The sequence below is a fragment of the Buchnera aphidicola (Lipaphis pseudobrassicae) genome, from assembly GCF_005081185.1.
Classification (GTDB): Bacteria; Pseudomonadota; Gammaproteobacteria; order Enterobacterales; family Enterobacteriaceae; genus Buchnera; species Buchnera aphidicola_AD.
In genome coordinates this window covers 16,732-28,006 of record NZ_CP034870.1, presented here as the reverse complement: position 1 = coordinate 28,006, position 11,275 = coordinate 16,732, and the positions used below count along the sequence as shown (strand labels likewise).

Below are 11,275 nucleotides of genomic sequence, written 5' to 3'. Positions count from 1 at the left end.
AGCAACAATCTATTGAAAATGTTATAAAAAATAGTATCAAAAAATTACATGGCAATTACAGTATGGTTATAATAGATACAAATAATCCATTAGAACTAATAGCAGTTCGATCTAAAAGCCCATTAGTTATAGGACTAGGGACAGAAGAAAATTTTATTGCATCTGATCAAATAGCATTATTGCATATCACAAAACGTTTTATATTCTTAGAAGAAGACGATATTGCCATTATTACAACAAACAAAATTAATATTGTGAATAAAAATAACACTGTCATTCATAGAAAAGCAATTACATCTAATATTCAATATAAAACAGTGAAAAAAGGAAAATATCGTTATTATATGGAAAAAGAAATATATGAACAACCTATATCTATTCAAAATACTTTACGAAATCGTTTAAAAGAAAACAATACAATAAATTTTTTAGAATTAGGAATAAAAGAAAATCTTTTGTTTTCTAAAATAGAACATATTCAAATAGTTGCATGTGGAACCTCATATAATGCAGCTATGGTTTCTAGATATTGGTTTGAATCTCTCATCGATCTTCCTTGTGATGTTGAAATATCTTCTGAATTTTCTTCTAGAAAAATAGCTGCAAGAAAAAATAGTTTTTTAGTAACTTTATCACAGTCAGGTGAAACTGCTGATACATTATCAGCATTAAGATATTCTAAAAAATTTAAATATTTAGGAAATTTAACGATATGCAACATGGAAGGATCTTCTTTAGTTAAAGAGTCAGATAACTGTTTATTAACTAAAGCAGGAATAGAAATCGGAGTTGCTTCAACTAAATCTTTTACAACACAACTAACTGTTTTACTGATGTTAGTAGCAAAAATTGCAAATATACAAAACAAAATTCAAGTTGAAAAAAAAATTGTACAAACATTAAATGTTTTACCTACTAGAATCAAAGAAGTTTTGAAAAAAAATCAGTTAATTAAAAGTATAGCAAATCAATTATTTGATAAAAAACATATATTATTTATTGGAAGAGGTGAATACTATCCTATTGCAATAGAGGGAGCTTTAAAACTAAAAGAAATTTCTTATATTCATGCTGAAGCTTATGCTGCAGGAGAACTAAAACACGGACCTCTTGCACTAATTGATAAAAATATACCAGTAATTATTATTGCTCCAAAAAATTTTTTATTAGAAAAAATAAAAAAAAATATTAAAGAAATATCTTCAAGAGGGGGATCAATTTATGTTTTTTCAGATGAAGAATTTGATTATGATGAAAATGTAAAATTTATAAAATTACCATATATAGAAGAGTTAATAGCACCTATATTTTATGCAGTACCTTTACAATTACTTGCATATTATATCGCATTAAATAAAAGAAAAAATATCGATCAACCAAGACATCTTGCTAAAGCTGTTACAGTAGAATAATTATATAAAAAAATTTTATCATATATAAAAATTATATTCATTAAAATTAAAAAAAGAGTATGAGCTTTTAACTATAAATAAACTTATTCTCATACTCTGTATGAAAAAATGTTATAAGTTATTAATGTATTCAATACAATATTTATTGTACAGATTAAGATTCTATAGCTATTCTTAATTTCTTCATAGCGTTTTTTTCTAATTGCCGAATACGTTCTGCAGAAATACCATAATTTTTTGCTAGTTTTTGTAAAGTATTTTTTTTGTCGTTATCTAACCAACGTGCATGAATAATATTACGACTACGTTCATCTAATCCTAATAATGCATCACTTAATTTACTTGAAGCATGTTCTTCCCAATTATCTGCTTCTAAACCATTGGCAAAATTAGATGTTTTATCCTGTAAATGTTGCGTGTTGTTATAACTTTTTCCATCTATGCAATCTTCTTCTGGAAAAGGATTAAAAGTAACATCCTGAACTGACATTCGAGATTCCATTTCTCTTACATCTTTACTACTTACTCCTAATTCTTTTGCAACTATATTAATTTCTTCTTCATTAAACCAACCTAATCTTTTTTTCGTTTTTCTTAAATTAAAAAATAATTTTCTTTGAGATTTTGTAGTAGCGACTTTGACAATACGCCAATTTCGTAAAACATACTCATGAATTTCTGACTTAATCCAATGCACAGCAAAAGAAACTAAACGAACACCTATTTCAGGATTAAATCTACGTACTGCTTTCATTAGACCAATATTCCCTTCTTGTATAATATCAGCTTGCAGCAAACCGTATCCCGAATAGTTACGTGAAATATGAATTACAAAACGAAGATGAGATAAAATCAAAGTTTTTGCAGCATCTAAATCACCATTATAACGTAATCGTTTAGTGAGCAATTGTTCTTCTCTAATTGATAACATTGGCCACAGATTAGCTATTCTGATATAAGAATCTAAATTACTTGGTAACGTCACAGATAAAATCTGTAATTTATCGATCATTTTTATTCCCGCATCAACGAATTATATATACTAAAATATGAATATGTGGGACATTTTTATAATACTGTAATTAAAAATATAAATCAAAGATTTATATTAACAATATAATAAATATTATTATTTTTGACTAAAAATAGCATTAATAAATTCTTTACTATTAAAAATACCTAAATCCTGTATTTTTTCTCCGATTCCAATATAACGAATAGGAATATTGAATTGATTTGCTAATGAAAAAACTACTCCTCCTTTTGCTGTTCCATCTAATTTAGTAATTACAATACCAGTTAAATTTAACGCTTTATGAAATATTTCTGTTTGTTGTATTATGTTTTGTCCATTACAAGAATCAACAATTAACATTGTTTCATGAGGTCCAGAAGAATCTATTTTTTTAATCACTCTAACTATTTTTTTTAATTCTTCTATTAAATGTAATTTATTATGCAATCTTCCTGCTGTATCAATAATTAAAACATCTATTTTTTTTGCTTTTGCTGATTGTATCGCATCGAATACTACCGCTGCAGGATCCGAATGAAAACTTTGAGCAATAACTGGTATTTTATTAACTTTTCCTAATGTTTGTAATTGTTCTATTGCTGCAGCTCTAAAGGTATCGGCAGCGGCTAAAATTACAGACTTTCCTTCTAATTTATATTTTTGTGCTAACTTTACAACTGTTGTTGTTTTTCCTGTACCATTAACTCCTACTACTAGAATAATAAAAGGAATATGACTAGATATTTTTAATGGTTTTTCTACATTCTTTAAAATAGTATACATATTTTTTTTTAATAGAAAATATACCTTTTCAGGAACATGTAAATCTTTTTTATTGATCTCTTTAATTAAATTACTAATAATTTGATTTGTAGTATTATAACCGATATCAGCAAGTAACATTTTTTCTTCTAATTCTGTAAAAAGATTCTTATCAACAGTTTTTGATAAAAAAATATTACTAATTCCATCTCCAAGAATTTTTTTTGTTTTATTTAAACTCTGTTTTAAACGTGTAAAAAAATTTATTTTTATATTTTTAATATTTTTTAAATTTTCATTTTTATTATTAAACGTTTCTATTTTATTATTTTTGATAATATCTTGTTCTATTAAAGAATCATTAATATTAGATAAGTTTTGGTTAATTTCTATATTTATATTATCTGTATCAATTATTTTATTTTTAAATATAGAATTATTTTTTAGTTCTTTTTTCTTATCTTCTTGCAATGTATTTTTTATTTTCTTTTTTTTAATTACAGAACTTAACCAAGAAAAAAAATTGTTTTTTTTATCATCTTTCATTTTATCATCCTTTTATTTGCTAAATAAAAATCATGTTTCTTGAACTATTTACATCTTTAAAAAAATATTTATTTGTATCATTATTAATTATAAAATAAATTATACTATTAAGATAAATCATCTAAAAAATGCATAATTATTTCTTACAAAAACATGGAAAGGTATATATTATTTCTGGAAAATTTAAGGGAAGAAAAATATCTTTTAATAATATTTCTAATCTACGTCCTACTACGAATCAAATACGAGAAACACTATTTGAATGGTTATCTAAATATGTTAAAAATTCTAGATGTCTTGATTGTTTTGCAGGTAGTGGCGCTTTAGGAATAGAAGCCATATCTCGTTATGCTTCGTTTTCAACATTTTTAGAAATAAACAAAAAAACAATTATTAACCTCAAAAAAAACATCAAAAAATTAAATATATACAATGCAGAAATAATACATACAAACACCTTAAATTGGTTAAAAAAAAATGGAAAACCATATGATATAATATTTATTGATCCACCTTATTATAAAGGATTAATTGAATCAACTATTAATTTATTAGAGAATAATAAATGGATTAAAAGCCAATCTATTATTTATATTGAAAAAGAAAAAAAAAGACCTATTTTTATACCAAAAAATTGGATTTTATATAAAAAAAAAATAACAAATAATATTGAATGCTATCTTTATTTCGTTAAAATATCAAATCTATAATATAGATATTAATATCTTTACTAATATCTTGTAATTTACAGAGGTAAAACATTTATGAAAATTTTAATTTCTCAAAATACAACACTTGATTTATTTTGCAAAAATCCTATTCAAATTTTAGAAAAATCAAATAATGGTTCCTTAATAATTTTAAAAAACGAAGTTCCTGTTTTTTATGCAGTAACTCCTTTTTTTTTAAAAAAAATATTTGATCTTGAATATGACTCTATATATAAAAATGTAAAAAAAGACAACATAAATAAAAAATTCTCTATGCATTCTAAATGGATTCCTGATAAAGATTTTATTCGTCAGGCAGCATTATGGGGTATAATGTTAGATACAGAAGTATCACCATCTGAACTTGCGTCTTTTATCTCTTATTGGGAAGCAGAAGGTTGTTTTTTTTATCATATACAATGGCAACAAAAACTAGCTCAAAGTTTACAAAAAAGTAGATCAATTAATAAATTTTCGAAAAAAAAACGAGATATTACTCATATACCACAACCAGATCAAACTATACCAAGTGGATTTAGAGGAAAATAATGACATTTCATACTGAATTTTTTAAACGTCTTAAACGTCTTATGCCGAATAATATCAAACCAAAATTTGATAATGACGAAGATTTATTGGCTTGGAATCAAGAACAAGGAAGATTGTCTTCTGAATCCATATTACGTGAAAATAAAGCAATGAGAATGCAACGTGTTCTAGGAAGGTCTGGAATTAGAGAATTATATATGAACTGTTCATTTGATAATTATAAAATTGAACATGATGGTCAAAAAAGAGTTCTAAAAGCATCTAAAAAATATGCAGAAGAATTTAACCAAAATATTGCCAGTTTTATATTTTCAGGAAAACCAGGTACAGGTAAAAATCATTTAGCATCAGCTATAGGAAATTATTTAATTTTACATGGAAAAAGTATTTTACTAGTTACTGTAGCTGATTTAATGTCGAATATGAAAGGTACATTTAGTGGCACTAGTAATATTACTGAAGAAAGTTTATTACATAATCTAAGTAGTGTAGATTTACTCATGATAGATGAAATTGGAATGCAAACTGAATCTCGTTATGAAAAAGTAATTATTAATCAAATAGTTGATAGACGATCATCATCTAAACGATCTACTGGAATGTTATCCAATTTAGATCATCAAGGAATGAAAAATTTATTAGGTGAAAGAGTAATTGATAGAATGCGTTTAGGAAATAGTTTATGGTTAACATTTGAATGGGATAGTTATAGACAATATGTTAAAGGAAACGAGTATTGAAAATAATTTATGGATCTATAAATAAACTACTATTATTTAATTCTACAGACATATTCGCCAGATCGAGTATCTACTTTAACTAATGAACCAATTTGAACAAACAAAGGTACTCTTATAATCGCACCTGTATTTAAAGTTGCTAATTTAGTAACATTACTATTAATAGTATCACCTTTTAAAGTTGCTTCTGTATTTAAAACCTGAAGTTCCACAAAATTTTTTGGTGTAATAGAAATTGGTTGATTATTCCATAAAATAACAGTACAAGGATCTTGTTCTAATAACCATTTTCTATTAGAACCAACAATTTTTTTTTCTACTGATAATTCTTCAAAAGTATTATCGTGGATAAAATACCAAAATTGACCGTCATTGTATAAATAAGAAAGTTTGTATTCTACAATATCAGCTATTGGTAAAAAATCCGTAGATCTAAAAGTTTTTTCTATAAGTTGTTTCGTTCCAAAATTTCTTAATTTTACACGAACAAAAGCCTGGCCTTTTCCAGGTTTTACAAATTCACTAGATTCTACTAAATAAGGTTCATTTTCAAATATAATTTTACAACCAGAACGAAAATTATTACTATAACACAATCTCATATAAACCTCTATCGTTGCAAAATATATAGAAATGAAAAAAATAAATAGTGTAATCAAAAAAGATAACTGGTTACATGAACTATCTAACTCTATTACCCATCCAAAAGAATTATTAAAAATTCTCAATCTAGAAAATCATATTCAATATTCTACATTAAAAAAAAATAAAAAATTTTCATTTCGTGTTCCATATTCTTTTATTGCAAGAATGAAAAAAAATGATCCAAAAGATCCACTTTTTTTACAAGTAATAAATAATAATCAAGAATTTTTAAAATCTTCAGAATATATAAAAGACCCTACAAAAGAAATAAAAAATATTATTTTACCTGGTTTAATTCATAAATACCATGATAGAGTATTATTAATAGTGAAAACTAACTGTGCCATTCATTGTAGATACTGTTTTCGAAAATATTTTCCTTATGAAATAAATCAAGGAGGAAAAAAAAATTGGATGCAAGCACTTGAATACATAAAAAATAAAAAAGAGCTAAATGAAGTTATTTTGTCGGGAGGCGATCCATTAATGGCAAAAGATCACGAGTTAATATGGCTAATTAAATTAATATCTAGTATTAATCATATTAAAAGATTGAGAATACATACTAGATTACCTGTTGTCATACCCAGTCGAATTACTTTTGATCTTTGTCAAATATTTTTTCAATCACGAATAAAAATTATTTTAGTAACTCATATTAATCATCCACAAGAAATTAACAAAGAATTAAGTAAAAGTCTTTTTAAATTAAAAAAATCAGGTGCGATCTTATTAAATCAAAGTGTTTTATTGAAAAATATTAATGATAATCCTATTATTTTAGCCAAATTAAGCAATATTTTATTTGAAAATAACGTTCTTCCGTATTATTTACATATTTTAGACAAAGCAATCGGTACGAAACATTTTTTAGTTTCAAATAAAAAAGCAAAAGTTATTATGAAAAATTTAATGAAAATGATTTCTGGTTATTTAGTACCTAGACTAGTTTACGATACTGGCTCTAAAGATAATAAATCAATAATTATTTGAATGAAAAAAAATAATATTAAAATCTTAGTATTTTAATCTATTTAAGAAAAAACTTTCCTCAGTGTAGTTAAATCTGAGGAAAGCAATCATTTAAATAATTTTAATAAAATTAGATTGATGTAATAACAATCAAATTACATCATTCCGCCCATACCACCCATTCCTCCAGCAGGAGAAGGATTAGAATCAGAAGACTTGTCTTCTTTTGGTAGGTCAGTAACCATACATTCAGTAGTTATCATTAAACCAGCTACTGAAGCAGCATATTGTAAAGCAGAACGTGTAACTTTAGTAGGATCTAATATACCAAAATCTATCATATCGCCATATTCATCAGTGGCTGCATTATAACCATAATTACCTTTACCATCTTTTACATTGTTGGTAACTACAGAAGGTTCTTCACCTGAATTTGATACGATTTGACGTAATGGTGCTTCCATTGCACGTAATGCAACACGAATACCTACATTTTGATCTTCGTTTTGACCACGTAAATTAGATATTTTTCCTGCTACTCTAACTAATGCAACACCACCGCCAGCAACTACTCCTTCCTCTACTGCCGCACGAGTTGCATGTAATGCATCTTCAACACGTGCTTTTTTCTCTTTCATTTCTACTTCTGTAGCTGCACCTACTTTTAATACAGCAACTCCACCTGATAATTTAGCTAAACGCTCATTTAATTTTTCTTTGTCATAATCAGAAGTAGCTTCTTGAATTTCTTGTCGAATTTGACTAATACGACTTTGAATTGCGTGTTTTTCTCCAATACCACCAATTATAGTTGTAGTATCTTTACTGATTACAACACGCTTTGCTTGACCTAAATCTTCTAAAGTAGATTTTTCTAATTCCATTGCTAATTCTTCAGAAATAACAGAACCACCAGTAAGAATAGAAATATCTTGCAACATTGCTTTACGACGATCTCCAAATCCAGGAGCTTTTACTGCAGCTACTTTTACAATACCTCTCATGGAGTTAACTACTAATGTAGCTAATGCTTCACCTTCTAAATCTTCCGAAATAATTAATAATGGTTTTCCTGATTTTGCAACAGACTCTAATATTGGTAACATCTCCCGAACATTAGAAATTTTTTTATCAGCCATTAAAATATATGGATTTTCTAATTCAACAATACCTGTTTCTGGTTTATTGATAAAATAAGGAGATAAATAACCTCGATCAAATTGCATACCTTTTACAACTTCTAATTCATTTTGTAATCCTGTTCCTTCTTCTACTGTTATAACTCCATCATTACCAACTTTTTCCATTGCTTCTGCAATTAATGCTCCAACTTTTTCATCTGCATTCGCAGAAATAGTACCCACTTGTGTAATTGCTTTAGAATCAGAACATGGTACTGATAAATTTTTTAGTTCTTCTACTGCACTAATAACAGCTTTATCAATTCCACGCTTAAGATCCATTGGATTCATTCCAGCAGCAACAGCTTTTAAACCTTCATTTACTATAGATTGAGCTAATAATGTTGCTGTTGTTGTTCCATCACCTGCTGCATCATTTGCTTTTGATGCAACTTCTTTTACCATTTGAGCTCCCATATTCTCGAATTTATCTTCTAATTCGATTTCACGAGCCACTGATACACCGTCTTTAGTAATACTAGGTGCTCCAAAAGATTTATCTAAAACTACATTTCTACCTTTTGGTCCTAAAGTAACCTTCACTGCATCAGCTAAAACATTAACTCCACGAAGCATTTTAATACGAGCTTCATTACCAAATTTTACGTCTTTAGCAGCCATTTTTACATTCCCTTAAATAATTTTTTTAATGGATATAGAGTATAGTTTACTTAGTTTTTTTACTTAGTTTACTCTTCAACAATTGCTAAAATATCACTTTCAGTTAAAATTAATAATTCTTCATTATCAATTTTTTCTGTCTTTGCACCATATCCTTCATTAAAAATAACAACATCACCTACTTTGACATCTAATGGCTTAATTTCTCCATTATCTAAAACACGACCCTTACCAACAGCTGTTACCGTACCTCTAGTAGATTTTCCTGCAGCAGAACCTGTTAACACAATTCCGCCAGCAGATTTTGATTCAACTTCTTTACGCTTCACTAGCACACGATCATGTAACGGACGAATTTTCATATTAAGAATACTCCTGTGAACAATCTTACTTAATTACTTTACAATTTATTATCTTATAATAATTTATAATATCTTACTAATATAAATATATGGATCTTTATTAAAACTTTCAAGGGCAAACATTATTTTTTTATATTTTTATTAAAAAAATTTATATTTTATCTTTAAATATATTCTTTAAAAATATAAATAATTATTAGAGAAACAAAAAAAAATATTGACAATGTTTTATGTTTGATGATTAAATATAATTGAACAAAATAAGCCCGGATAGCTCAGTTGGTAGAGCAGGGGACTGAAAATCCCCGTGTCGGTGGTTCAATTCCGCCTCCGGGCATATTACAAATTTTAATTCTATTTTCCAATACAAAAAGTAGAAAAAATATTCTTTAATAAATCATCTGAATTAAATTTACCTATTATTTCTCCTAAATATCTATTGATTAAACTCAGTGATTCAGCTAATAACTCAATATTCTTAAATAATAACCAATGTTTTTCAGCATGTAAAAATTCTTTATATGCTAATTCAATTTGAATAATATGACGTCTACGAGCAATAAAAACACCTTCTTTACTACTATAACTGTCGAGTTTTACAATGTGATCACGTAATATATCAATACCTTGACCTGTATACGCAGAAACACTAATAAAATATAATCCATTTATTTTTTTAATACCAAATGTATCTTTTACTAAATCATTTTTGTTTAACACGAAAGTAACTTGCACATTTTTAGTTACATTTCTTATAAAATCATCACATATTTTTTGTCGTTGTAATTCACTCATTGTTTTATCAATAACAAACAGAATATGATCAGATGTTTTAATTGTATCCCATGTTCGGGAGATTCCAATACGTTCTATTTTATTTTGTGTTTCACGAAAACCAGCAGTATCAATTAGTTTGCATGAAACGTTATTAATATTAACATACTCATAAAGTAAATCTCTTGTAGTGCCTGGAATATTTGTTACTATTGCTCTATCAGAGCACGATAAAGTATTTAATAAACTGGATTTTCCTGCATTTGGAAGACCTACAATTACTATTTTTTTTCCTTCTCTTAATAATGTTCCTTCTGAGGTAGCTTTTTTAATTTTATTAAATTTATTATGTAATTCTCTAAACTTTTTATGAATAAAACTTTCAAAATTAATATCAATTCTATCTTCTACAAAATCTATACTAGATTCTAAATTTACACGAAATTCAATAATTATATTCATTAATTCTTGAATAAAAAAAGAAAAATCTCCTTGTAACGAATTTAATGATGCACGAGCAGATAACTCTGTTTCTGAATTAATCAAATCATCTATAGCTTCTGCTTGGATCAAATCTATTTTCCCATTTAAAAATGCACGTTCAGAAAATTCACCAGGTTTAGCAATTCTAGTATATTTAATAGAAACAATTCTTTTAATTAATAGGTCCATAATTAATGGACTACCATGTCCTTGTAATTCTAATACATCTTCACCTGTAAATGAATAAGGAGCAGGAAACCATAAAGATATACCTTTATCTAATATTTTTTTTTCTTGATTTAAAAATTTTGAATAAGTAGCAAATCTTGCACGGGGTATTTTACCTAATATTTCTATAGCAATTTTTTTTGCTTGAGAACCAGATACCCTTATTATTCCAACAGCGCTTTTTCCAGGATAAGTGACTTGTGCAACAATCGTTTCATTGTAAATCATAAAATGTTTTCTTAATGTAAATATTAAAAAATTAAGAACTTATATTT

Annotated in this window: 10 protein-coding genes, 1 tRNA gene and 1 pseudogene; 6 read left to right on the top strand and 6 right to left on the bottom strand. The window is 26.6% G+C overall.

Annotated features, from left to right (window positions below):
- A pseudogene (glmS, locus tag D9V70_RS00135) lies at nt 1-1,412 on the top strand (glutamine--fructose-6-phosphate transaminase (isomerizing)); the annotation flags it as partial.
- Between the two features lie 154 nt (nt 1,413-1,566).
- Here glmS and rpoH read toward each other — a convergent pair.
- Both rpoH and ftsY read right to left on the bottom strand, forming a co-directional pair.
- The gene (rpoH, locus tag D9V70_RS00130) at nt 1,567-2,424 is read right to left on the bottom strand and encodes an RNA polymerase sigma factor RpoH (protein WP_158355770.1); all 858 of its coding nucleotides are present in this window, start codon (nt 2,422-2,424) and stop codon (nt 1,567-1,569) included.
- A 117-nt stretch (nt 2,425-2,541) separates the two neighbouring features.
- On the bottom strand, nt 2,542-3,735 hold the full coding sequence (ftsY, locus tag D9V70_RS00125) for a signal recognition particle-docking protein FtsY (protein WP_158355769.1): 1,194 nt from the start codon (nt 3,733-3,735) through the stop codon (nt 2,542-2,544).
- 128 nt (nt 3,736-3,863) lie between these two features.
- On the opposite strand from ftsY, the gene rsmD reads away from it, so the two are divergent.
- The 3 genes from rsmD to dnaC are packed head-to-tail and all read left to right on the top strand — an operon-like array spanning nt 3,864 to nt 5,734.
- Nucleotides 3,864-4,445: a 16S rRNA (guanine(966)-N(2))-methyltransferase RsmD gene (gene rsmD, locus D9V70_RS00120; protein WP_158355768.1), complete on the top strand. Its 582-nt coding sequence runs from the start codon at nt 3,864-3,866 to the stop codon at nt 4,443-4,445.
- 54 nt (nt 4,446-4,499) lie between these two features.
- A complete protein-coding gene (dnaT, locus tag D9V70_RS00115; protein WP_158355767.1) occupies nt 4,500-4,994 on the top strand; it encodes a primosomal protein DnaT in 495 nt (164 codons plus the stop codon).
- Nucleotides 4,994-5,734, top strand: a complete 741-nt coding sequence (dnaC, locus tag D9V70_RS00110; RefSeq protein WP_158355766.1) for a DNA replication protein DnaC — start codon at nt 4,994-4,996, stop codon at nt 5,732-5,734. Before dnaT ends, dnaC begins: the two co-directional genes overlap by 1 nt.
- 32 nt (nt 5,735-5,766) lie before the next feature.
- Here dnaC and efp read toward each other — a convergent pair whose 3' ends face one another.
- Nucleotides 5,767-6,336: an elongation factor P gene (gene efp, locus D9V70_RS00105; protein WP_158355765.1), complete on the bottom strand. Its 570-nt coding sequence runs from the start codon at nt 6,334-6,336 to the stop codon at nt 5,767-5,769.
- A gap of 31 nt (nt 6,337-6,367) precedes the next feature.
- On the opposite strand from efp, the gene epmB reads away from it, so the two are divergent.
- Complete coding sequence (gene epmB / locus D9V70_RS00100) at nt 6,368-7,372, top strand: EF-P beta-lysylation protein EpmB (protein ID WP_158355764.1); 1,005 nt, start codon at nt 6,368-6,370, stop codon at nt 7,370-7,372.
- Between the two features lie 134 nt (nt 7,373-7,506).
- On the opposite strand, the gene groL is transcribed toward epmB, so the two are convergent.
- Together groL and D9V70_RS00090 are read right to left on the bottom strand one after the other, a co-directional pair.
- A complete protein-coding gene (gene groL / locus D9V70_RS00095; RefSeq protein WP_158355763.1) occupies nt 7,507-9,153 on the bottom strand; it encodes a chaperonin GroEL in 1,647 nt (548 codons plus the stop codon).
- A 68-nt stretch (nt 9,154-9,221) separates the two neighbouring features.
- Nucleotides 9,222-9,515, bottom strand: a complete 294-nt coding sequence (locus D9V70_RS00090; RefSeq protein WP_158355762.1) for a co-chaperone GroES — start codon at nt 9,513-9,515, stop codon at nt 9,222-9,224.
- Between the two features lie 264 nt (nt 9,516-9,779).
- Here D9V70_RS00090 and D9V70_RS00085 point away from each other — a divergent pair.
- Nucleotides 9,780-9,852 (top strand) — tRNA-Phe (locus tag D9V70_RS00085).
- A gap of 17 nt (nt 9,853-9,869) precedes the next feature.
- Here D9V70_RS00085 and mnmE read toward each other — a convergent pair.
- A complete protein-coding gene (mnmE, locus tag D9V70_RS00080; protein ID WP_158355761.1) occupies nt 9,870-11,228 on the bottom strand; it encodes a tRNA uridine-5-carboxymethylaminomethyl(34) synthesis GTPase MnmE in 1,359 nt (452 codons plus the stop codon).
- Nucleotides 11,229-11,275: the final 47 nt, after the last annotated feature.

What these genes read in the sequence shown, in the direction of transcription:
- ftsY (WP_158355769.1), bottom strand. Translation starts at nt 3,735, where the DNA reads ATGAAAGATGATAAAAAAAACAATTTTTTTTCTTGGTTAAGTTCTGTA.
- efp (WP_158355765.1), bottom strand. Translation starts at nt 6,336, where the DNA reads ATGAGATTGTGTTATAGTAATAATTTTCGTTCTGGTTGTAAAATTATA.
- dnaC (WP_158355766.1), top strand. Translation starts at nt 4,994, where the DNA reads ATGACATTTCATACTGAATTTTTTAAACGTCTTAAACGTCTTATGCCG.
- rsmD (WP_158355768.1), top strand. Translation starts at nt 3,864, where the DNA reads ATGCATAATTATTTCTTACAAAAACATGGAAAGGTATATATTATTTCT.
- rpoH (WP_158355770.1), bottom strand. Translation starts at nt 2,424, where the DNA reads ATGATCGATAAATTACAGATTTTATCTGTGACGTTACCAAGTAATTTA.
- dnaT (WP_158355767.1), top strand. Translation starts at nt 4,500, where the DNA reads ATGAAAATTTTAATTTCTCAAAATACAACACTTGATTTATTTTGCAAA.
- epmB (WP_158355764.1), top strand. Translation starts at nt 6,368, where the DNA reads ATGAAAAAAATAAATAGTGTAATCAAAAAAGATAACTGGTTACATGAA.
- mnmE (WP_158355761.1), bottom strand. Translation starts at nt 11,228, where the DNA reads ATGATTTACAATGAAACGATTGTTGCACAAGTCACTTATCCTGGAAAA.
- D9V70_RS00090 (WP_158355762.1), bottom strand. Translation starts at nt 9,515, where the DNA reads ATGAAAATTCGTCCGTTACATGATCGTGTGCTAGTGAAGCGTAAAGAA.
- groL (WP_158355763.1), bottom strand. Translation starts at nt 9,153, where the DNA reads ATGGCTGCTAAAGACGTAAAATTTGGTAATGAAGCTCGTATTAAAATG.